Origin of the sequence: Sporosarcina sp. P18a (assembly GCF_002743135.1) — a bacterium.
Taxonomy (GTDB): Bacteria; Bacillota; Bacilli; order Bacillales_A; family Planococcaceae; genus Sporosarcina.
In genome coordinates, this window is record NZ_PDYQ01000001.1 from 1348215 (window position 1) to 1370344 (window position 22130).

The following is a 22130-nucleotide window of genomic DNA, read 5'->3' on the forward strand; positions in this document are numbered from 1 at the left end:
TGTATGCCTGTCGGGACTGAAAGTTTACTTACTTTTTGTTAAAAAGTTTTGGACAGCTTCATGATGCGCGTCACTTTCCCAAAGAATGGAACAGACGCGAGCTTCTTCCTGCATGGCGTGTTCAAGCCCGTTAGCCTCCCACTTCCTAGTGGCGATAGATTTATACGCACGGTGTACATTTCTATGTACTTTAAGCTGGGGAGCTAGAAATTGATCAAGAGCTGCTTGCGTATCCCCCTCATACACTTCAGTCGCCCAGCCAAGCTCTAGTAGGTGTTCAGGTGAATGAATGCTAGCACCGCCCGTGAATTGAAGCAAACGGTCATGTGGGCCGTTTTTCTCGAATAATAGGGTAGCTCCACCCCAACCAGCCGTGATCGCCAAAGTACCTTGAATGAATCCAGCTCTTGCATGCGATGCAACCAATCGGTAATCGCAAGCCGTTGCCAGTTCACATCCGCCACCAACAGCTGCCCCATTTACCAGCGCTATTGTAGGCATCGGTAATGTCGCGATACGATATAAAATACTTGCCCCCCTGCTAAGCATCGGAAACGCATGCTCCGCGGTCTGAAAGCCGTGAAAATCACTAAGATCTCCACCAGAACAAAATGCCAAGTCGCCTTCTCCTGTAATGACAGCAAAAGAAACTTCAGGGTCATCCTCGATTTTATCTAGAAAGAATTCGAGTCCCTCCATGACATCATAATTTACCGCATTTCGCATGGCAGGACGATTAATTGTAAAATATGCAATTGATTGATCGATCTTTATAGAATAAGACAAAAAAATTCCCCCTTTTCTTTTAGCATACCATTTTTATGCAAAACAAAAAAGACTACCTTGAGCCATGGTCTCAAGGTAGCCTTTCATTCGTTGTGTAGAATCTAAATTATTCGCCTACAACGTCTTTTCCTTTGTAGTGTCCGCATGATTTGCAAACGTGGTGTGCCAATTTCATTTCGCCACAGTTGTTACAAGTAGTCATACCTGGCGCTTCAATTTTGAAATGAGTTCGACGCAAATTTTTCTTCGTTTTAGAAGTTCTTCTCTTTGGTACTGCCATTGGGGGGCACCTCCTTATAAGGGTTTACTCTTTATCGGTTTCAAAAAAATTAGCCAATCCCGCTAAACGAGGATCCACTTTTTCTTCTGCTTCTTGTCGTTGCGCTTCCAATTCTTCATCGGTTGTATAGGACCAACCTTTACCTTCCACCTGTCGCATCTCATCTGCATTTTCACAGAATACTTGCAGCGGGATTTCAAGCAAAATCAGTTCTTCCAATACAGGAGTAAAATCAATTGTTTCCCCATCAACCGGATGAATTTCATCATCCATCTGAAGTGTCTCGTCGTCCCAGCTGAATTGCTCAACTGTTTCAATGGAGAATGGATAATCGACGTCTTCCCACGTACGTGCACAAGGCAAAATCATTGAACCTTCTAGCCGAAGCTGGCATGTTAACTTTTTCTCACCAATTGTACATGTTCCACTTACTCGAACAGGCTGAATTGCCCTAATTTCTTCATTCCGATTTTTCACGGAATCCAAATTCACTGCTTCGTCAAACAGTAGCGGGCCTTGCCTATGTTTCCGTAATTGATGAATGGACCATTTCATGTCTATCACCTCAAGACAACAATGTTGATTATAGTATTTTAAATAAGGGATGTCAAGATATTTTCTTGTCACCTTAACAAGTTTAACGGTATAATTCAATATACGCAAGTACAGAGGAGGATTTCATTGATAGCTACTGGTATTGTCGTCGAATATAATCCCTTTCATAACGGCCATTTGTTCCATCTTAACGAAGCTAAAAGGCTAACAGATGCAGATGTTATGATTGCTGTGATGAGTGGACATTTTCTTCAACGCGGTGAACCAGCGATTGTCGATAAATGGACACGAGCGCGCATGGCCCTTGCTAGTGGTGCAGACCTGGTCATCGAGTTGCCATATGCTTTTTCCACAGCACATGCTCCTCAATTCGCGAAAGGGGCCGTACAAATCCTAGACGCTCTCCGCTGCGAGTATATTTGCTTCGGAAGTGAAGAAGGTCGTATCGCACCATTTTTGAATAGTTTGGACACAATGAATACACAGAAAGAACTTTATGAAAAAACCATAAAGAGTTCCATACAGGAAGGGATCAGTTATCCGAATGCATTGCGAATTGCATATGAAGCAATTTCACGCACCACTGAAGAACCACTCGCTGATTTATCAGAGCCAAATAACATTCTAGGATTTCATTATATGCAAGCCGTAAAAGAAATTCAATCGAAGATGATCGCCGTCACGCTTGAGCGAAAAGGAACACATTATCATGATGCCGCATTACCTGAGGATACTATTGCTAGCGCAACGGGAATACGCAAGGAATTGTTTGCGACCGATGTCGCGCACGTTCAGTCTTTCATGCCTACAACTTCCTTTGAGCTTCTTCGTCAACAGCCTCATCAAAGCTGGAATCATCTCTACCCATTTCTTCGGTACACAATTCTTCGTGAAGGACCTGAGCAATTAGCGTCCATTGCAGATATTACGGAAGGTATTGAGTTTGCTTTATGGCGCGCTGCAAAAGAACATGCTACATTTCAAGAATTTATGCATGCCGTCAAATCCAAACGTTACACATGGACGCGCATACAACGAATGCTAGTACATGTTTTGATTGGTTATCGAAAATCAACCCGCGCACAAATTACCAGACCATCTTATTTACGGCTATTAGGTATGTCTGCAAACGGACGAAGTTATTTACGCACAGTGAAAAAAGAAATGACTTTGCCACTTATCACTCGAGTAGGTTCTCACAAAGACCCATCACTTTTGTTAGATAGTAAAAGCACGGATATTTATATGTGTGGTATTCACAAAGAGCCAGGTCTTGATTTTAAAACACCGCCCATATTGCTGTGATGACTCACTTTTCCTGTAGTTTTTCCAAATAACTTAGTGCATCGTCAATCGTTTTGACCGGTACAACTTTCATCTTTGTGCCAATTTTATCCGCAGTTGCTTTCGCTTCTTCATAATTTGAGAGAAGCTGCGGATTCTTCTGTTTCACTTCCTCCGGTAATTCATCGTCAGGCGCGAAAAATATCTCCATATCTTGACGATCAGCTGCTATGATTTTAAAATCAATTCCACCAATTCGTCCCACTGACCCATCTTCATGCATCTCGCCAGTCCCTGCGATAGTATAGCCTTTCGTTAAATCGACATCCACTAGGCGGTTCATCAATTCCAGTGTGAACATTAAACCCGCTGAAGGCCCACCGATTTCTTCTGTACGTATATCAACCTTTGGTTCTGTCTCCAATTTAATCTGTTCTTCAAACTCTATTCCAAGACCTACTCGTCCGTCCGTCCCCGGAAGTTCTTTTAATTCTACCGGAACATCCAACAGCTGTTGTCCACGTTGTACTTGCAGATGCACTTTCTGACCTTCATGCTTATCACCGATTTCACGCATAAATGCTTCTGTTGAAGCAAGCTTTAGTTGATCAATCGATCGAATGATATCTCCTACTTCGAGCTTTCCTGCAGAAGCTCCTTTCGGTAATACACCTGCAACAAAGACTCCCGTGAATTTTCTATTGATAGGTAATCCTGCCTTCTCAAATGCTACCGATATGGCATGTGTTTTAGAATCAGCCATCATTTTTTTCTGACGCACTCCATACTCCGCATCACTTTCACCATGTCTTCTCACTTGCGTGGCCGGCAACAACTTCATTTTATCTGAAATTTTTGACCAAGCGTACGTTACAGGTGTCGCCTTGCCAATCGCAATTGTCATCAAGCTAAATGTTCCTACATCGTCAGTATCTCCGCCTACTACTTCTACGAGTGGCGCCAAATCATAAGCTCCGCCGGGTCGAGAAATATACATATCTAACGGATAAAGTGCTAAAAAAGCCACTACTAGTAGGATTACCGCAGCGATTCCCCACTTACGCATTTTCATAAAAGCTCACCTCCATTAATAGCCTGTACGAATACTACATATATATTACGGTAGATTTTCTTGTATTTCAAAAATTAGGAAGGAGTGCGACAGATGCTTTTTATTTACGACCCTGCCGTATTGAACAATGAGTAACGTACTCTTCATCTGGGCGCTAATTATTTTATTTATTTTGCAACCAGATGTCGCACATGAAGGAGCCATTTCAGGCATCCAATTATTCACTCATGCGTTACTTCCCTATTTGCTACCATATATTATTTTAACGCAGTGGTTATTGAAAATGCCTAGCAAACAAGGCACTAGTCAATGGAGTCGTTACATAAAAGCTTATGTGCTAGGTTCATTTGGAGGCTTTCCGGTAGGAGCCGTGACCGTTAGCGAAATGAAAAAAAATGGAGAGATCTCTGCCGCTGAAAGTTGTTTGCTTGTCGCATCCTGTCATGCACCAGGACCTATGTTCATTATTGGCTTTGTGGGTAACGAATTATTCGGCAGCACGACAAGTGGTTGGAAATTGTTGCTCGCCATTCATCTGGCTAATATCGTGTTTTTCATATTGGCCATGTCGCTTGTGGGAAGTCGGCATCAGCAGCCATCTGTCCCATTCATCCCCCAACAACATAAAACGTCACCTTTGCTGCGCTCTATTAAAGACAGTTCATCCGTCATATTGTTAGTGGCCACCACGGTCATTTTCTTCTCTTCCCTCGGTAATGTGCTTTCGCATTCCATATCTTCTATCATCACTGTGGATATGGGCGTTACCAAAACTTTATTGCTCGCAGTGTTCGAGATGACTTCAGGTGTCCAGTCGGCTACCGAGCATTTTGCCGATGATGCGATTTATCCGATGCTCATTGCGGCTATCCTTTCGATCAACGGTATGAGTATTCATATGCAGGTTATGACGATCGCGAGGAGCGCTGGTATTCGCATACTTCCTTACGTGTTTGCAAGGGTCTGGAATACGTTACTCGTCCCTGTATTATTCATTTGGATTTATTGAGCAAGTATTCAAAACTACTGCTGTGACACGTCTAGTTGTTTGGGAGAGCATGTGCGCTTCTAAGGGAAGTGTTTGTCGGTAAACTTACTGCTACGCAAAAGGAGGCTGGGACATAACTTAAAAAACAGTCCGTTCCCCTACGCTCCAAAAGGCATGCTTTCCGCGGGGCGCGCTTGAGCCTCCTCGTCGCTGGCGCTCCTGTGGGGTCTCAACATTCGCGCTAGATCCCGCAGGAGTCGGCCTTTTTCCGCTCCGGTACACTCTTGATTACTAACTAATTAAACTTTATAAATAAGTTTCAGTAAATTAAAAAAGGTATGAAGGTGTCTTCTCCTTCATACCTTTTGAGGTTTTGTCCCAACCTTTTTTATCATTTTTTAATTATTTATCCTTACTTTCCGAACTTTCTCATCAGAGCTACATTGACATGGGGGGGTACGAGCGTGGAGACATCTCCAGCGTAACGTGCCACTTCTTTGACCATGCTTGAGCTAAGGAACGAATACTGACTCTTTGTCATCACGAAGAACGTTTCAATACTTTCATCCAGTACCCGGTTCATCGACGTGATTTGCATTTCATACTCAAAATCCGAAATGGCGCGTAACCCACGAACTATGACCGAAGCGTTAACTTCTTGTGCATAATCTATCAACAGTCCTGCAGAAGTATCAATCTTGACATTGTCATATTTCGATATCGCTTCCTGAATCAAAGCAACACGCTCCTCCACTGTAAATAACGGTTTTTTTGAAGAGTTATTCATTACGGCAACACGGACTTCTTGGAATGTTTTTGCTGCTCTTTCTATAATATCTAAATGTCCATTCGTTACCGGATCGAAACTTCCCGGTACGATTGCGATTTGTGTCATGTCGTTAGCCTCTTTTCTTGTAAATCGTAATAGCAGTACTTCCATAAACAGCGGAACTGATTTGACCATATGTACCGTAGTGTTCAGGCAAGTCTATGTGTTTATCATGTTCACAAATAATAATTGCATCGTCCGCTAGCAACCCTTGCGTTATTACATCTTTAATTACATCATAGTATTCAACCGTTGCATAGGGGGGGTCTACAAATAGCAGATCAATAGAGACTTCTTTCTGCTTAAGAATCGCAGCTGCCTGTCGTGCATCTTTTTTTTCAATCCGCAGACATTCTTCCATTCGGCACTTTTCTGTATTTACTTTGATAATAGCACACGCTTTAGGATTCTTTTCAAATACAATAGCCTGTTCCATCCCTCTTGATAACGCTTCAATGGCAACGGAGCCACTACCGCCAAATAACTCAACAATAGTTCCTCCATCGAAGTAAGGACCGATTTTATTGAAAATAGACTCTTTTACCTTGTCTGATGTCGGTCGCGTAGACGTCCCGGGTAAGGATTTCAATGATGTACCCTTTCTCGAACCGGAAATGACTCTCATTCTTTTTCCATCTCCTTTAGTAACTTTTCAATTTGTTCGATAGAAATAGTTTCATCCGATTTATCAATTAACACTAAGAAGATTCGGCGCAACCAATTTTCATCAAAGTATAACGTTTTATTGATTGTGGTATAAGGCTTTTCCGTATAATCATATTTGCGATTATTCATAATGTAGAAAGGTTGTACTTTAGAAAAACGATAGGTGCGATTTGGACTGTCGAAATAAATCGACTGCTCGTTTGAACGAATCGAATAGCCCATTTTGGACAATAATTCTTCTGCAGGGTAAAAACTTTTACCATCCTGTACTATTACCTTCACTTCCGGAACTTCTTCCCCATCAAGCCATACAGTCCGTGGATCCAATAACAAAAAAGGATAGTTATACCGCTGCTCCTTCATCGTTTTATGAAAATAGTGCGTGTCGAACGCTAGTATCTTTGATAACGACCGATCCAAATCGGATGAAGATATTTTTTTACCTATTGTCTCCTGAATGTTTTGACGGAATTGTTGGTATTGCTCTGCAGAGATGGATTCTTTCAAACGTGTAAATGCTGCTTGTTCCACTTTTGTTCCGATAGGCTCGTCTACAAGTATAGAGGCTATCATACTGCTTATGGATGGCTCGTCCGTTTGGAAAGTGAAACGCGACTGGACACTCATTCTAGCTACTTGTTTTATTACTTGCGACATATTGTCCGTTTTCTCTATAATAAAGCGTTCCGCATACAACGGCTGATTACTTGAAGCTAACACTACACTTATATGATTCCCGCCAATAGCTTCTAGCATTTTAACCAGTCGGTCATTATACTTTTTATCGATACCTTCACCAAAGATTGTCAGCTTGTTTGAAGAGAATGCAAGTGGCACGTCCTGTTTCTGCCAATACAGCTCATTAACAAATCCTACGCCACGATATAAACGATAAGTAACACGCTCTTTATTTGCCTTTCCTACACGTTCCAACCCAGACACCCACATGCCACCAACACCTTGCTCATCTGTCACGTGAAGAACTGTCGTGAGTGGCTTTGCCTCCCGAAGAACCACAAATGGCTCCTTAAATAGTTTACGCTCGGTAAGCGGTGTCTTTTTCAGCAATTTATACTGAACGGATTGTTGACCACTTTCACCTTCTTCAAATGCCACAAGAGAATCATTGAGTCGAGCGCATGCGGAGGAGTCCTCAGCTTCGCATCCGTGCTCCACACTTCCTTTCGGCCAGATAATCTCGTGTCTACCATCTGACAAGTTATAAAAGTGGTGACGAATATACAATCCATCCGCTCGATTGATGACTTCGATTTCCTGACGATACGTATTTGAATTCGCGCCTTCTCCCTTTGCATTGGCCGATTGGCTGTAATGCAAATAAACGAGTCCTCCGTTTACTGCCGCCAAAAGAAATAAAATCCTTATAATAACTTTCAACGTACAACACCTCATCACATGGTATGATGGACACGAACCATTACTAATCGCCTGAAAGGAAGCGCTTGATTATGATCCAACAACGTTTTATCGAACTAGGGGAAGGCTATAGCGACATCTATGAATTACTCGAAATCATGTCTACAAACGCCGACCGAATTCATAAGTCCTATATTTTTTCATCCAAATATAAATCTAATGAACAATTGTCATTAGCAGTTTCTCTTACACCGGCAACTGAAAACAGTCATTTCATGCCGATCTATATTTGCAGGGAAGGAATTCGTTATTCTGCGGACAAACCATCGAAACGGTATGACTTGTTTGTTGAGCATGCAGAGTCGCTAAATAAAAAGCCCGTCCGAGTTGAAATAAAACATTCAACTGAATTTGCTGAGAACGAGCTGTTTTACCAATATATTACTGGTATCTTACGCTTAAACCACTTGTTGCCGCCGCTAAATTAATAAGCGGCAGCAAGTTACAAACCTGTTTTATAATCGTATTCTTTTGCTTTATCCGGCTTTGCATTTTCATATATCGTGCTAACAAAGGGACGCTGTGAAGGCAATACTTTCCGTACAGCCGATAAACGCTCCAACTTAGTAATTGTCGTTTCCACGTCTTCCATGTCACAGTAAAGCACAACGTATTTCATTCGTTTAGAAATATAATGAACATGCCCGAATTTGCGCAATGATTTTGCTTGTTTTAAATGATGGAGATAGACAATTATGCCTTGTCGATCAATCATGATTCTCCCCCTCTTTCTTACTTCATACAATACCATAGGTGAGAAAAGTCCTGCAACCTTGCATATGAAATGTTTGCGTATATATGAAACCAGGCCCGTCCTCAATCTTTGTTTGCACACCTTCTCTGGAATAGGTTACACTTAAGAAGACATTTATCTGAATCCAAGCTGTTTTGTTTTTTACAAGATGATTGGATACAAGTATTTTCTGTTCAGTTGAAGTATAAACATCGCTTAACAAAAATGTGAAAACTCATTATAGTATTGGGGAGGTTTTAGATTGGGAAGGAAAACAAACGTTGCATTAACTGTCGGAGCTGCAAGTGTGGCTGCATGGGCGGCTACAAAAGTGATAGCAAAACAAGAACCACGTGCTGAAAAGAAAGCGCTTAGTTTTTCTGAAGTAGCTATTTTAACCGATGCACAACTGTGCCAAAATACAGAAGTTGACCCACTTACCGCTTATACCGAGATTGCTGATTTAGGTGTTCACGGATTCGCGGTCGATATACAACTCACGAAAGATGAAGACATTCTTTTAGTGCCTAACCGAGAACTTTTGCTTTCCAATGAAATAGCCGACCCTGCGGTAGATGAAATCCTGACAAAACATCATAATGCCCATGATCTTGATACTTTGCATAGTGATTTATCTAGTGTGTCGTTACGTGAACTGTTGGAAAAGTTCCCCCATCTTTTACTTGTCGTCTCTATGAATGATTGCCCTACAACATATGAAGGAAGTTTAATCCCTTCCAAACTGTGGAGATTATTAAAAGAGATGGATGCTACTGAACGTGTTGTAGTGACGAGTCAATACGATGAACAAATCGATCGATTTAATCTGTATGCGCAGAATTCTGTTGCTTTAGGTGCAGGAAGTGAAGAAATAAAAAAAGCATACGTCGCTTACACGAGCAAGTTCGGTCATCTGTACCGGCCAAACGCAGATCTATTCTGCCTGCCTGAAAAAATCGGTGTGTTCCCACTTGCTTCAGAAGGCTTCGTCCGCTTTTTACAAGATCTCAATATAACTGTATTTTACGCATTGAATGAAACGGATGAACTTCCAAAACTAGCCAAATTGGATGTCGATGGTTTCATAACCAGTTATCCAAAACAATTGTTGACATTCTTTAATGAAAACTAAAGACTCAAAGTGACTAGAATGCTTACTGTGGACATGTTTTTACGCAAAACGTTGCTTAACGTTTCCTTGCTCTTTTGATACTAACTTTATTTAAAAAGTAACCCCCTGCAAATTTGTTTCTGCAGGGGGTTACTCATTCTTATGAAATAATTTATGCCGAACAAGAACAGCTACCGCCTGAACCACAACCTCCGCCACAAGAGCTGTTGGAGAATGTGCCGTCGCCTGCTGGTACTTTCACGGCTTCTGAAACAGACCGGCCAATCAAGATACCAATTTCGTCCAACAGATCCTGTACGTCATTTTCAGCCAGACGCAAGGCAGCCACTTCATCTTGCAAATCCAGTTCACGCTTTTGAAGTCGAATTTCCTTCATAATTACTTTATAGTCTGGATGATAGCGCCCGAAACGCTGCACATCCTCATATTGTTCTTTCATTTTAGTGAAATCCATGATCTTTTTTCGCAGATCGACGTTTGAATATACACGGTTATGTGCGTCTTGATAGGTTTTCACCACTTCAGAACACAGCAGCATATCGGAAAGTTCTTCCGCCATATCGATGACTCGCATCCACTCATCTGTCATCATTACCAATTGCCGCACCTCCTATCACAACTATCATAACAAAAAACTAGTTCCTCGACTATTCATTAAGACTTTTACTTTTTGGTATTTCGATTACGAAATGATTTTTTTACTTCTTCCATATCGCAAAAGTGCGTCGTCTGATTCTCTATTTGCTGGATTTGTTCATGTCCTTTCCCTGCAATGAGCACAATCTCGCCAGGCTGTGCTTGTGTGACAGCGTATTGGATTGCCTGGTGACGGTCGATGAAGATTTCGACAGGTGTAGCAAATCCCGCCATGCCTGCCAAAATATCCACAATAATTTGTGACGGATCTTCCATTCTTGGATTATCTGAAGTCAAAATTACGTGTGAACTGTAGTGAGCAGCTACCGCACCCATTTGTGGACGCTTCTGACGATCTCTCCCTCCACCACATCCAAATACAGTAATCAACCGTTTGGAGGACTCAGACAAGGCTTCCAACACCGCTTGCAAAGCATCTGGTGTGTGAGCATAGTCTACATACACTTCAATACCCGCTTCTTCGTATTTCTCCAGACGTCCAGTTGGAAGACGCAAAGCATGCAAATGGGGGGTTATTGCGCGTAATGAATAACCGAGTGCCATGAGAGCTCCTATAGCCGCTCTTGCATTCATTTCGTTATGATGACCTTGATTAGCAAGTAGAACCTTTTGTTGTTGCGTGCCATGAATATGTCGACTGCTAAAATAAATTGGTGGTGTAGTTAATTCCTCTCCTATAGCACGACACGTCTCGTCATCTTCATTCATCACAAGCTGATCAGCCAATGGAATGAGTAGTTTTTTGGCGTCGATGTATGGCTGCCTACCTCCATGTTCTGCGTAATGATCCATCCCAATATTCAAAAAAACACCAACAGTTAACGGGCAGTGCGCTAAACGATTGGTGGATAACCCAATTGAAGACGCTTCAAGAACAATATGGGTCACTTGTTGCTTAATACATTTACGTAAAAAAGGATGTAATTGTTCAGCCGGCATCGTCGTCATAGAATTTCGAATCGTCTCTGTTAGCTTACCGTCAATATAAAGACCCGTCGTTCCTATAACAGCTGTTTTATGTCCGAGTTCTTTTAATAATTGCCCGGTAAAGTGACTGACTGTAGTTTTACCGTTTGTTCCCGTAATGCCAATGATACATAATTCTTCAGCCGGGTTATCTGAAAATTTCGCACTTGCATAGGAAATAAATAGCGAACTATCAGGAATCAGAACGACCGTAATTTCTTCTGGTATGCGTGTTCGATCTAGGTTATCTCGATCGATTACCAACGTTTTGGCTCCATTTAATATCGCTTTTTCAATAAATATCATGCCATCTGTCTTAACGCCTTTCTTTGCTACAAATACATAGTTTTTCTTAACCCTCTTTGAAGATTCCGTGATCCCATCGATCGTTCGCCGAATTGAGCCCTGTAAAATAGTGCATGGCCAATCTTTTAGTAATTCAGATAAAAGCAAGGTCTCCCGCCCCTTCCCGAACATTTTATTCTTCAGAGAATATAATGAAACGAAGCATAAAGTATTCTATGAAAGGCGTAAGAAGAATGTCACGAAGAAAGTTGGGATTCTATGATTATCCAGAAGTTTGGCGGAATTGCCATGCAGAATCAACAACAACGTACCAAGTGTATTCAGCATATTCGACAAGCGTTGTCGAAATACCGTGCCGTCATCGTTGTAGTCTCTGCAATGGGTAGAGGGGGCGACGCCTATTCCACAGACGATTTACTTACTCTTACGGACTCCTTCTCAAAATCCGGCGAAGCCAGAGACTTGGCCGCTGCATGCGGTGAATTAATCGCTTCAGCTGTATTATCTGCAGAATTATCTACAGAAGGTATAGATAACACAATTGTCTATGGACAAAATACAGGCATTCGCACATCGGGAGATTTCTGTAACGCAACGATTGATAAAATTAACAGTACACACATTGTCAGTACACTTCAAACGCATTCATGTATCATCGTCCCCGGTTTTCAAGGTATGAATGTACAAGGGAAGTTTATGACTCTCGGTAGAGGTGGCAGTGATTTGACAGCGATCGCATTAGCCTCTGCATTGCAAGCTCATCATGTAGAGTTTTTCAAAGATGTACCAGGCGTCATGTCAGCAGATCCTCATACTACTTCTGATTATAAGCGTTTTGATCGACTCACATTCGATGAATTTCTTCCATTACTAAAATGTAATCGACCCATTATTCAGGAAAAAGCAGCAGTGTATGCAAAGCAAAATGCGATGCCTCTTCATATACGAGGCATCGCATCAAATGAGGAAGGTACATGGATTCTTCCTTAGTCATCATGTATGGAGTTTTCCGATTCAGTCTGCGCCATAAATGACTGAGTATAGTATTTATTATAAACACCAATGCCGGTATGCGTGAAATTCGGATTCAGTAAGACATCCCGGTGTTTTGGAGAATTTAACCAACCATGTACAGTTTCAATGGCATCAATATAATTAAACGCTATGTTTTCGCCAGCTTTGCTTGGTGTTAGTCCAACATCTTTTAATCGATCAGCAAACACTTCCACAGGTCCTTCATCATGAGAACTATATTTACGGAATATCATTTCCTGGCTATGCTTTCTTGAAAGTGTGGCCAGCTTATCATTATATGATAAAAGAGGCAGTTGATGCCCTTCACGCAATTGGTTAGTCAATTCAAACGTCTGTCGCTCCATCGCTCGATCCACTTCAGTCTGAACAGTAGATGAAGGCTTTGGCGCTTCCATCATTTCTCCCAGATAGGTCATGTCATAAGGCTGATGTTTCACCAAAGTAGTCGGATTGATGAACCGTACACCTTCGATCCCGCCATCTACTTGATCTATATATAATTGTACATACAAATTCTCATAGGGTATAAGAAGCCGATTCTTAATATCTTCACTATTTAACGAAAATGTATAAATATTTTCATTAATCGTCACGTCAATCTCGGATTCAATTGGCGTAAAGCGGTGAATATCCTGTACGTTTTGTCCGATTTTAAACGGAGCTAAATCTGTTGTAGGATCAGCAGTATATATTTGGTTCACTTTGCCATTCAAAACCCCTGCCATAAAACGCGGTTCTTCCGTATAAACCCACCATTCGTACTGAAAACTCGATGGTTCAATCCTTGAAGGTTTACCAAATTGTTCTTCCAGCTTATTAATTTTTTGCCCAACAAGTACTGACATGCCTTCATTGGGCCTCGGCATACCTTCTCCGCCTATCGATGGACCTTTTTCAGGAACGGCAATCGGTGAACCATGCTGTACCGGTGACTCTAGGGGCAAATTTTCACTTATTTTATCAGTCATGAAATAAAAGACTCCCATTACGATCAAAAGCAAAACAAGAATCTTCCATCCTACTCTCCACATGTTATCTTCCTTTCCACTCTTTATATACTACTCCTATAATAATATTACATATTACAAGAATTCATTTTGCGGTGAATATTTATTCAAGATGAACATCAATTCTAAATCGGTAACATTCTTATATTGTACAGAAGACACACACTATAGTCACCTATATCGGACAGGAAGGAAAGCGTTGACACAATGTTGTCATTGCAACTAAAAACGATTTGTTTTATGATATAATAGTATACGTATTCGTCAGGACGAACATAGAGGGGGATATACAGATGTATGTTGAAAATATTGGCCTTAAAGGCCTTGTAGCAGATTTACGAGTAATGGAAGAAATTATGAATAAGAACAATCTTGAAATTGATGGACAATGGGATTATGAGCGTGTAACTTTCGATAAGAAGTATATTGTTAAAGAAGGTACATACTACTTGCGCGTCTTCGGCGAACTGGTTGAAGGCGATATCGATGGTAGAAAAGCTACGGTTCGTCTAAAGCAACCTGTTCTAGGAAAGCACTACTACCCACACGGCGTTGAGTATGGCGAAGAAGAAGACTTCCCTGCTAGCTTAGTTAAGGATTGCGAACTAACGTTAAAGAAGGTATATGACGAGTTAAAGCAATATAGTTTGTAATGATATGGGAAAGCCGAAGAGCTAAATGTTCTTCGGCTTTTTCTACTATTACTCCACTAATTTGGTTATAATAAAAACAGTATCTATGTGGAGGACGATCACTTTTGAAATTGCTCACAAAACGTAATATCATGATTGCATTCGGTATCATCGTACTATTGGTTATTATATTCTTTATTTTACCCGTTTCCATTCCCATTATTTTGGCTTTGCTTACGGCACTATTCTTAGATCCACTTGTAAAATGGGTAGAAATACGATTTAAGTGGAAGCGTAAAGTTTCTGTCATTGTGAATTTTATCGTATTTGTTGGAATCAGTGTGCTTGTTCTATTCTATACCGTCACTACACTCATCGGAAAAATAGTTAATTTTACAAAAGAGATTCCGAATCACTTAAATTCTCTCTCAAGTGTATGGATTAACACGCAAAGCAAGCTATTTCAGTACACAGTAGGTATGCCCGAAGATATTTTGGCTATGCTGGAGAACGAATTCAATGAAATTATCGAATCCATTCGGATTTCAATCATTACACTTTTAAGTTACGATCGAATTTTAGCCATAATATCGGATATACCCAATTTCCTTGTTAGTTTTATTGTGTTCATGATCGCACTATTTTTGTTCATGTTGGAATTGCCAAACTTGAAAAAAACTTTTTACTTTCATTTAACAGAAGCTACTGCGGAAAAAGTCCACTATATGATGAGCCGATTACGTTACGTCATAGTAGGATTCGCTAAAGCTCAATTGCTTGTTAGCTTAATTATTTTAGCCGTTTCCTTTATCGGCTTACTCGTGATCATTCCTAAATATGCAGTAGTGATGGCGTTGGTGATCTGGATTATTGATATCATTCCGATACTCGGCTCGATTATAATTCTGGCGCCTTGGTCGATCTATCAGTATATTTCAGGCGATATCGCAATGGGGACAAAATTAGCTATATTAGCTGTAATCCTCTTGATTATCAGAAGAACTGTCGAACCAAAAGTAATGGGTTCTCAAATCGGATTATCTCCATTACCTACTTTGATTGCGATGTTTATCGGCTTGAAACTTTTCGGTATTCTCGGTTTCTTCATTGGACCATTGCTCGTCATACTTTTTAATACAGCAAGAGAAGCAGGCATCATCAAACTGAATTTCAAGATTTAAAACGAAAAGGGATATCTCCATGGAGGTATCCCTTTTCGTATATACAACGTACGACTTTATGAATTTGCTAGATATAAAAGACTGAAGCCGTCCCTTTAGGGTATGGCTTCAGTCTAAAATGAAATATGAAATACTACGAATCACTTTACATACAGAAGTTGTTTCTCTACTTTTCTTGAAGGCATACAGCAACAAGTACATGACGATCCTTGTAATTACTGTAGAAAATCAGATGGCAGATGTAACATGGTTTTTTGGTATACTCCCATTTTTCTTTGCCGTATCAACTACCATCCAATCGCGACCAAAATAGCAGATAAGCTGATGAAAATAGTACCGATGGGCTGCGGGTAGTCATATTACTCCCTAACTCCCTTTTGCACAATCAGCCATGCATAGTTAAGTTATGGCGTTTGAGTAAATCTTTTCGTGTGATTTCATCCGCATTGTCTTTTTCAAACTTTGACCAGCTATAGAAAATGCGACCAATAACGACTACATAAACAAGTTCTTGAATAACTTTCATCAATATTCCACCTAATTGCTGATCATACAACGTAGGCATATTTGTGAATAGTTCAGGTCCCGAGATGCCAAGGCCTGACAGACCTGCTAAAGTTCCGCTTGGTACACAGAGTGCCATCGCTTGTAGCCATGCTTCACCACTGTTATAGGTTTCGTACACCGGTACGTCCACGAAGATGATTAACGAACAAGCAGGTGTAATGAGCAATGCACTCAATATTACATATCCTATTTTTTTCAAACCGTGTAGTTGCGGTTGTCCTTTTACTGTATTCACTACTGGCCACCAGAGACAAATAGCAGAGAAGAACAGTGTGATAGTGAAAAGCGTGTGTAAAGGCAAACTCAACTTCACTTGATCCAGTATGAGTGGATAGTGATACATCGAGAACATAAATGTAAACAGTAATAAACTAATGAGCGGTTTAGTTAATAGCATGAATACTTTCTTGAACATCGTGTATGATAAAAGTTTTTCCCATACCCAGTTCGGTATGCCAATTATGAAGAACGGTGCTACAATCAAAAGCAATATAGCCATTTGGGCCATATGGACAGAAAATAAAATATGACCGATTAAATCCATTGGTGACCCTTTGACAATATACAGTAACAGCATGGAAGCTAAAAAATACACGGCCTGTCGTTTCGTTAACGGCTGTGATCCCTCAAAACGATCTCGCCATTTAACAGTTATAAGATAATATAAAACGATTCCAAGTGCTATGGCTATTAAGAAATAAGGACTCCACAAAGCCCTAAAACCAAAAATACTTAACGGCAAAACAATCACTCTCCTTTAATAATTAACCCACTAAATCTATTCTGTGTGTAATACGGAGTTATTTACAATTGATATTCGATCACAGCACGAAGTCGACAAAGTTCTTACCTATGCCTATTATACGAGCATATAGCTCATAACTCAATGTACGAACTTTGACAATTTCATCTTAAAGCGAATAGAAAAAGAGCTTATGGAAGAATCCATAAGCCCTTTCTGTTGCTTACCACCAAACGATTGTTACAAATGTTAGTGGGATCAAAAATCCTAACATTGCACCTGTAAACATAAACATTTGTGGTACGCCATGTCCTTTTTCATTCATATGCATGAAGTAGTATAGTTGAAGACCAACTTGTACAGCTGCAAAGAGGAATAATGTTGGAATAACAAAGAATTTTGAGAAACCAGCAACGTCATTTAGATGAGCAAACACCATAGAAAATGATACAAGTGTTAAGAAAATCATCAGCGCAAACATCGCAATTTGGCTGCGCATTGATTCTTTTGCTCGACGTTGAGACAGTGACTGTTCTGCAGGAGATCTTTTAATCATTTGAACTTCTGACATCAACCGACCACTCCCATCAAGTAGACTACAGTAAAGATGAATACCCAAACTACGTCAATGAAGTGCCAATAAAGTGAAAATGTATAATATTTAGTTGCGTTATACAAATTCAATCCACGCTTTGAGTTACGGAAGATCAACAAAGTGACCCATACTAAACCAATTGCTACGTGGAACCCGTGTGTTCCTACTAATGTATAAAACGCGGAACTGAACGCACTATTACTGAAAGTAAATCCTTCTTGAACGTAATGAGAGAACTCATATACTTCTAACATCAAGAATCCAAGTCCTAATAATGCTGTTAGACCTAACCATAGTTGCATTTTTTTGAAGTTGAAACTCTTCAAGTGATACATTGCGTAGACACTTGTAAGTGACGATGTTAAAAGAAGCATAGTCATCACAAATACTAACGGCAATGTGTATAGTTCTTGCGTTGTGAAACCAAAGCCACTCGGGCCTTTGTTTTTCAAAGCCATATACGTTGCGAACAACGTAGCGAAGAGAATTGTCTCTCCACCAAGGAATAGCCAGAAACCAACGAATTTATTCTTTGCTTCCAAAGTAGCTCTCTCTGGATGAGCGGGCCACGTTTCAGGGGTGAATTTTGTATTCAAATCCATTAGTTACGCCCCCTTTTAAAATTTTCTTGATCTTGCAAGATTTGCTCTTTTGTAACATAGTAACCAAGGTCATCTTTCACTGAACGAGTTGCCATTGTTACGAACGTGAAAGCAAGTCCAAAGATCAATACTCCTAGTCCCCATGAAGTTTCCTGGTGGAACATTGCACCGAATCCAGCGATGAATAATCCAAGACTCATCAACATTGGGATAATTGAACCGTGTGGCATATGAATGTCCGTAATAGGTTCAGCTGGTGTAATCATTTCCTTACTACCTTCCATCTTCTCAACCCATAATGTGTCCAAACCACGGATTAATGGAGTTGCAGGGAAGTTATAGAAAGGTGGTGGTGATGGAATCGCCCACTCAAGTGTACGTCCGTCTCCCCAAGGGTCATTTCCAACACGCTCATTTTTAACAGTTGTCATAATGATGTTGATTACCATGACTGTAAATCCAATTGCCATTAAAAGCGCACCGATTGTACTAATAAAGTTCGCAAGGTTCCAACCTTGTCCATCCATAAACGTCCAAACGCGACGTGGCATTCCCCAGAAACCTAACCAGTGTTGAATTAGGAATGTCAGGTGGAAACCGATAAAGAAGAATACGAAAGTGATTTTACCTAAAAACTCATTCAACATCGTACCGAACATTTTTGGCCACCAGTAGTGAAGGCCTGCAAAAATGGCTAGTACTACCCCACCTACAATTACGTAGTGGAAGTGAGCTACGATGAAATAAGAATCGTGTAACTGATAATCAAGTGGTGCTGCCCCTTGCATTACGCCTGTTACTCCACCCATTACGAATGAAGGAATAAAACCTAAAGCATAGAGCATTGGAGTCGTAACTTTAATACTTCCGCCCCAAATTGTAAGCAACCAGTTAAAGATTTTAACACCCGTCGGTACAGCAATTGCCATTGTCGCTACCGCGAAGATTGCGTTTGCTGTCGGCCCAAGACCAACTGTAAACATATGGTGAGCCCATACCATGAAGCCTAAGAAACCGATTAACACTGTAGCGAATACCATCGCTGTGTAACCGAATAGACGTTTACGTGAAAACACAGAGAATATCTCAGAGAAAATACCGAATGCTGGCAAAATCAAGATATATACTTCAGGGTGACCGAAAATCCAGAAAATATGCTCCCAGATAATCGTGTTTCCGCCCATCGTATGATCAAAGAAGTTACCACTAAACATACGGTCAAACGTTAGGAAGAACAATCCAACAGTCAACGGAGGGAATGCGAATAAAATCATTGCAGACGCAACAAACGTAGTCCATGTAAACAAAGGCATACGCATATACGTCATCCCTGGTGCACGCATGTTAATGATCGTTACAAGGAAGTTAATCCCTGCCATCAACGTACCACCACCCGCGATTTGTAAACCAATTGCATAGAAATCAACACCATGTCCTGGTGAGTGAAGTGATAACGATGCATAAGATGTCCAACCAGCATCTGGAACTTCACCGAATAACCAAGAGATATTAAGGAATAAACCACCAAATGCGAACATCCAAAAACCTAATGAGTTAATGAATGGGAACGCTACGTCACGTGCTCCGATTTGAAGCGGCATGATCGCGTTCATAAAGCCAAAGAGAATCGGCATTGCTGCCAAGAAAATCATGGTCGTTCCGTGCATTGTAATTAAGTCATTAAAAAGCCCTGCGCTTACGAGATCGTTGTTTGGTGTTATCAACTGAAGACGAATGATCATCGCTTCAATACCACCTAGAACGAAGAAGAATAATCCCCCGAGGAGATACAGAATTCCGATCTTCTTATGGTCGACTGTTGTCAGCCAATCCCATAGTGTTGCGCCAAAGCCACTTTTTTGAGCAACTGAACTCACTGTGTTACCTCCTATTCAATTTCCGTTTGAAAATTATTTTGCAACTTTTAAGCCCATTAAGTATTCAGCTAATGCATCTAAGTCTTCATCAGAAATTTGATCTTTACTGAATGAAGGCATCGTGTTGCCTGGTTTATGTTTCTGTGTATCACGAATCCAATCTTTCAAGTTCTCTTCATCGTGTTCAAGGAAGCCTGCTACACGATTACGATCACCGAATGAAGCCAAGTTTGGTCCTTGTGCACCAGATTCACCTACACCTGAAACTGCGTGACAACCGATACAGCTTTGAGAGAAGACTTTTTCGCCGTCAGCATTTGCAACAACAGGTTCTTCTGCAGTTTTTTGCATAGCTGTAACCCAGCTGTCAAATTGATCTCTCGGTAATGTTTTTACTTTAAAGTCCATCAATGCGTGAGAAGGTCCACATAGCTCAGCACATTTTCCGTAGAAGACGCCATCTTTCAAACCATCGGATTCTTTCTCAAATGACAGATAGAATTTATTTACGTTCTCCACGTTCGTATCTAGCTTACCGCCAACTGACGGAATCCAGAATGAGTGCTTTACGTCCGCTGCGATCAAGTTGAAGTAAACTTTTTCATCAGTAGGTACTACTAGTTCCTGAGCCGTAACAATACCTAGATCAGGATACTCGAACTCCCACCAATATAACTTCGCAGTAACATCTACTACTAGATTCTCAGCGTTGCCTTCTTCATCAACTGCTCCCATTGCTTTCACATCACCTAATTTATATGTGTAGTGAACGGTAGGAATAGCAAGAATCAAAAGTAATACGATTGGAATGAATGTCCAAATCAGCTCAAGTGTGTGACTTCCTTCCACTTGCTCTGGTATATGATCTTCACCCAACTTGGAACGTCTGAAGCGGAATAATGCAACAGTGTAAATAATTACTACTACAATGATAACCAGTAACATGATTCCTGATGCTAATAGCAACAACTTGAACTGGTCATTAGCGACTTGTCCAGCTGGTTGGAAGGTTGAAATTTCTTCATTACCACAACCTGCCATGAACACAGCGAAAAGCGCTAGTAAAGAAAAGAGACGCCACTTTTTGAGTCCTTTAATCATCGCTAACTAATACCTCTCTTTCTAAAAAAATGTTTTTCTACTCTGGAGGACTGAGTGCCCCTTTATGATGAATTCCTGTTTTAAAGAAAGAATTCCGATACGTTAGATGAATATAGAGAAAATAATCATGGATACAAACAAGATTGTCATATAGTTTAAAGAATATACGAACATTCCCGTCGCCCATTTCAAATCTTCTTTGGCCTTAAATCCTTTAATAGATAAATAAAGCCATCCAACATTCAACAGTGTTGCAAATACTACAAAGCCGGTACCGAGCTGTGGTAATAAGAAAGGCAGTGGAAATAGTAGCAATACCCACATAAGCATCGACTTTTTCGTCCGCTCAAACCCCTTAACTACTGGTAACATCGGAATGTTAGCCGCCCGATACTCTTCTGTTCTACGCATAGCCAACGCATAGAAATGCGGTGGTTGCCATATGAACATAATTAAAAACAACGCCCACGCTCCCATTGGCAGTGTAGGATCAACAGCTGCCCATCCGATTAGGGGTGGAATTGCACCTGAAAGACTTCCTACCACGGTATTGCTTACATGCTTACGTTTAGACCACATGGAATACAAAACAACATAAGCGAATACACCCAAGATGCCAAGCCAACCTGCCATAGGTGATGCAGAGAATAGTAATACTTCTCCAGCTAGCAGGAATGTAACAGCTAGCGTCATCACAGCGGGAGCTTTAAATCTACCTGTTACTGTCGGTCTCGACTTCGTTCTCGACATGACGGGATCAATATCGCGATCAATCAAGTTATTCATAGCGCCCGAAGATGCGATAATCAATCCAGTACCTAGAATTGCAAATACCAGTAGATCCAAGTTATGGAGAAAACTTTTACCAGTGAATTGAAATGCCAAAAAAAGACCGGTGAACGTAGTGATCAAGTTCGAGTTGACAATACCTATTTTGATCAGCGCCAAAAAGTCTTTCCACAAGGTAATGGTTTCTACTTTTGGATCCGCAACTGTCGAAAGCGTTCGACCGTTTGACATAATAACCCTCCTTTCAAAGTTTTCAGCAAAGACCCTATCACCTACTATATCTAAAATCGTCCGGAATTTCCAGACCATTT

The 22130-nt window shown here is 40.8% G+C and carries 24 protein-coding genes; 7 read left to right on the top strand and 17 right to left on the bottom strand.

What is annotated here, in order from left to right; translation table 11 throughout:
- Positions 1-24: 24 nt before the first annotated feature.
- From CSV75_RS06845 to CSV75_RS06855, 3 genes are all read right to left on the bottom strand, one after another.
- The gene (locus CSV75_RS06845) at positions 25-786 is read right to left on the bottom strand and encodes an enoyl-CoA hydratase/isomerase family protein (RefSeq protein WP_099675189.1); all 762 of its coding nucleotides are present in this window, start codon (positions 784-786) and stop codon (positions 25-27) included.
- Positions 787-892: 106 nt separating this feature from the next.
- Entirely contained in the window at positions 893-1066 is a 174-nt protein-coding gene (rpmF, locus tag CSV75_RS06850) for a 50S ribosomal protein L32 (protein ID WP_099630836.1), read from the bottom strand.
- Positions 1067-1090: 24 nt separating this feature from the next.
- Complete coding sequence (locus CSV75_RS06855) at positions 1091-1621, bottom strand: YceD family protein (RefSeq protein ID WP_099630835.1); 531 nt, start codon at positions 1619-1621, stop codon at positions 1091-1093.
- 126 nt (positions 1622-1747) lie between these two features.
- On the opposite strand from CSV75_RS06855, the gene CSV75_RS06860 reads away from it, so the two are divergent.
- Positions 1748-2926, top strand: a complete 1179-nt coding sequence (locus CSV75_RS06860) for a nucleotidyltransferase (RefSeq protein WP_099675190.1) — start codon at positions 1748-1750, stop codon at positions 2924-2926.
- A gap of 4 nt (positions 2927-2930) precedes the next feature.
- Here the strand turns inward: CSV75_RS06860 and CSV75_RS06865 are convergent, their stop codons facing one another.
- Positions 2931-3977 (bottom strand): SepM family pheromone-processing serine protease, encoded by a 1047-nt coding sequence (locus CSV75_RS06865; protein ID WP_099675191.1) that lies wholly within the window; start codon positions 3975-3977, stop codon positions 2931-2933.
- Positions 3978-4104: 127 nt separating this feature from the next.
- Between CSV75_RS06865 and CSV75_RS06870 the strand changes: the two genes are divergently transcribed.
- Positions 4105-4986 carry a hypothetical protein gene (locus CSV75_RS06870; RefSeq protein ID WP_099675192.1) on the top strand — a complete coding sequence of 294 codons (882 nt, stop codon included), beginning with the start codon at positions 4105-4107 and terminating at the stop codon, positions 4984-4986.
- Between the two features lie 391 nt (positions 4987-5377).
- Here the strand turns inward: CSV75_RS06870 and coaD are convergent, their stop codons facing one another.
- The 3 genes from coaD to CSV75_RS06885 are packed head-to-tail and all read right to left on the bottom strand — an operon-like array spanning position 5378 to position 7858.
- Positions 5378-5860 carry a pantetheine-phosphate adenylyltransferase gene (gene coaD / locus CSV75_RS06875; protein ID WP_099675193.1) on the bottom strand — a complete coding sequence of 161 codons (483 nt, stop codon included), beginning with the start codon at positions 5858-5860 and terminating at the stop codon, positions 5378-5380.
- A 4-nt stretch (positions 5861-5864) separates the two neighbouring features.
- Positions 5865-6419 (bottom strand): 16S rRNA (guanine(966)-N(2))-methyltransferase RsmD, encoded by a 555-nt coding sequence (rsmD, locus tag CSV75_RS06880; protein ID WP_099675194.1) that lies wholly within the window; start codon positions 6417-6419, stop codon positions 5865-5867.
- Positions 6416-7858: a hypothetical protein gene (locus CSV75_RS06885; RefSeq protein WP_099675195.1), complete on the bottom strand. Its 1443-nt coding sequence runs from the start codon at positions 7856-7858 to the stop codon at positions 6416-6418. The genes rsmD and CSV75_RS06885 overlap by 4 nt, the downstream gene beginning before the upstream one ends.
- A gap of 71 nt (positions 7859-7929) precedes the next feature.
- On the opposite strand from CSV75_RS06885, the gene CSV75_RS06890 reads away from it, so the two are divergent.
- Positions 7930-8325, top strand: coding sequence for a DUF7147 family protein (locus tag CSV75_RS06890; protein ID WP_369825344.1), 396 nt, complete (start codon positions 7930-7932; stop codon positions 8323-8325).
- A gap of 14 nt (positions 8326-8339) precedes the next feature.
- On the opposite strand, the gene CSV75_RS06895 is transcribed toward CSV75_RS06890, so the two are convergent.
- Positions 8340-8612 carry a YlbG family protein gene (locus tag CSV75_RS06895; protein ID WP_029052395.1) on the bottom strand — a complete coding sequence of 91 codons (273 nt, stop codon included), beginning with the start codon at positions 8610-8612 and terminating at the stop codon, positions 8340-8342.
- Between the two features lie 280 nt (positions 8613-8892).
- Between CSV75_RS06895 and CSV75_RS06900 the strand changes: the two genes are divergently transcribed.
- Positions 8893-9762, top strand: coding sequence for a glycerophosphodiester phosphodiesterase (locus CSV75_RS06900; RefSeq protein ID WP_099675196.1), 870 nt, complete (start codon positions 8893-8895; stop codon positions 9760-9762).
- 151 nt (positions 9763-9913) lie between these two features.
- Here CSV75_RS06900 and CSV75_RS06905 read toward each other — a convergent pair whose 3' ends face one another.
- A complete protein-coding gene (locus CSV75_RS06905) occupies positions 9914-10354 on the bottom strand; it encodes a YlbF/YmcA family competence regulator (RefSeq protein ID WP_099675352.1) in 441 nt (146 codons plus the stop codon).
- A 71-nt stretch (positions 10355-10425) separates the two neighbouring features.
- Positions 10426-11838, bottom strand: coding sequence for a UDP-N-acetylmuramoyl-L-alanyl-D-glutamate--2,6-diaminopimelate ligase (locus CSV75_RS06910; RefSeq protein ID WP_158231619.1), 1413 nt, complete (start codon positions 11836-11838; stop codon positions 10426-10428).
- A 111-nt stretch (positions 11839-11949) separates the two neighbouring features.
- Here CSV75_RS06910 and CSV75_RS06915 point away from each other — a divergent pair, with 111 nt between their 5' ends.
- Positions 11950-12681, top strand: coding sequence for an amino acid kinase family protein (locus tag CSV75_RS06915; RefSeq protein WP_099675198.1), 732 nt, complete (start codon positions 11950-11952; stop codon positions 12679-12681).
- On the opposite strand, the gene CSV75_RS06920 is transcribed toward CSV75_RS06915, so the two are convergent.
- A complete protein-coding gene (locus CSV75_RS06920) occupies positions 12678-13694 on the bottom strand; it encodes a CAP domain-containing protein (protein ID WP_158231620.1) in 1017 nt (338 codons plus the stop codon). The two genes, CSV75_RS06915 and CSV75_RS06920, sit on opposite strands and share 4 nt — an antisense overlap.
- Before the next feature lie 332 nt (positions 13695-14026).
- Here CSV75_RS06920 and CSV75_RS06925 point away from each other — a divergent pair, with 332 nt between their 5' ends.
- Both CSV75_RS06925 and ytvI read left to right on the top strand, forming a co-directional pair.
- Positions 14027-14386, top strand: coding sequence for a YugN family protein (locus CSV75_RS06925; RefSeq protein WP_099633075.1), 360 nt, complete (start codon positions 14027-14029; stop codon positions 14384-14386).
- A 104-nt stretch (positions 14387-14490) separates the two neighbouring features.
- A complete protein-coding gene (gene ytvI, locus CSV75_RS06930) occupies positions 14491-15546 on the top strand; it encodes a sporulation integral membrane protein YtvI (protein ID WP_099675200.1) in 1056 nt (351 codons plus the stop codon).
- 385 nt (positions 15547-15931) lie between these two features.
- Here the strand turns inward: ytvI and ctaG are convergent, their stop codons facing one another.
- From ctaG to cyoE, 6 genes are all read right to left on the bottom strand, one after another.
- Entirely contained in the window at positions 15932-16855 is a 924-nt protein-coding gene (gene ctaG, locus CSV75_RS06935; RefSeq protein ID WP_099675201.1) for a cytochrome c oxidase assembly factor CtaG, read from the bottom strand.
- Positions 16856-17078: 223 nt separating this feature from the next.
- Positions 17079-17426: a cytochrome C oxidase subunit IV family protein gene (locus tag CSV75_RS06940; protein WP_099632354.1), complete on the bottom strand. Its 348-nt coding sequence runs from the start codon at positions 17424-17426 to the stop codon at positions 17079-17081.
- Positions 17426-18052 carry a cytochrome c oxidase subunit 3 gene (locus CSV75_RS06945; RefSeq protein WP_099632355.1) on the bottom strand — a complete coding sequence of 209 codons (627 nt, stop codon included), beginning with the start codon at positions 18050-18052 and terminating at the stop codon, positions 17426-17428. The genes CSV75_RS06940 and CSV75_RS06945 overlap by 1 nt, the downstream gene beginning before the upstream one ends.
- Complete coding sequence (locus CSV75_RS06950) at positions 18052-19929, bottom strand: cytochrome c oxidase subunit I (RefSeq protein WP_099675202.1); 1878 nt, start codon at positions 19927-19929, stop codon at positions 18052-18054. Before CSV75_RS06950 ends, CSV75_RS06945 begins: the two co-directional genes overlap by 1 nt.
- A 33-nt stretch (positions 19930-19962) precedes the next feature.
- On the bottom strand, positions 19963-21030 hold the full coding sequence (coxB, locus tag CSV75_RS06955; RefSeq protein ID WP_099632357.1) for a cytochrome c oxidase subunit II: 1068 nt from the start codon (positions 21028-21030) through the stop codon (positions 19963-19965).
- A 102-nt stretch (positions 21031-21132) separates the two neighbouring features.
- Positions 21133-22050 (bottom strand): heme o synthase, encoded by a 918-nt coding sequence (cyoE, locus tag CSV75_RS06960; RefSeq protein WP_099675203.1) that lies wholly within the window; start codon positions 22048-22050, stop codon positions 21133-21135.
- Positions 22051-22130 lie beyond the last annotated feature (80 nt).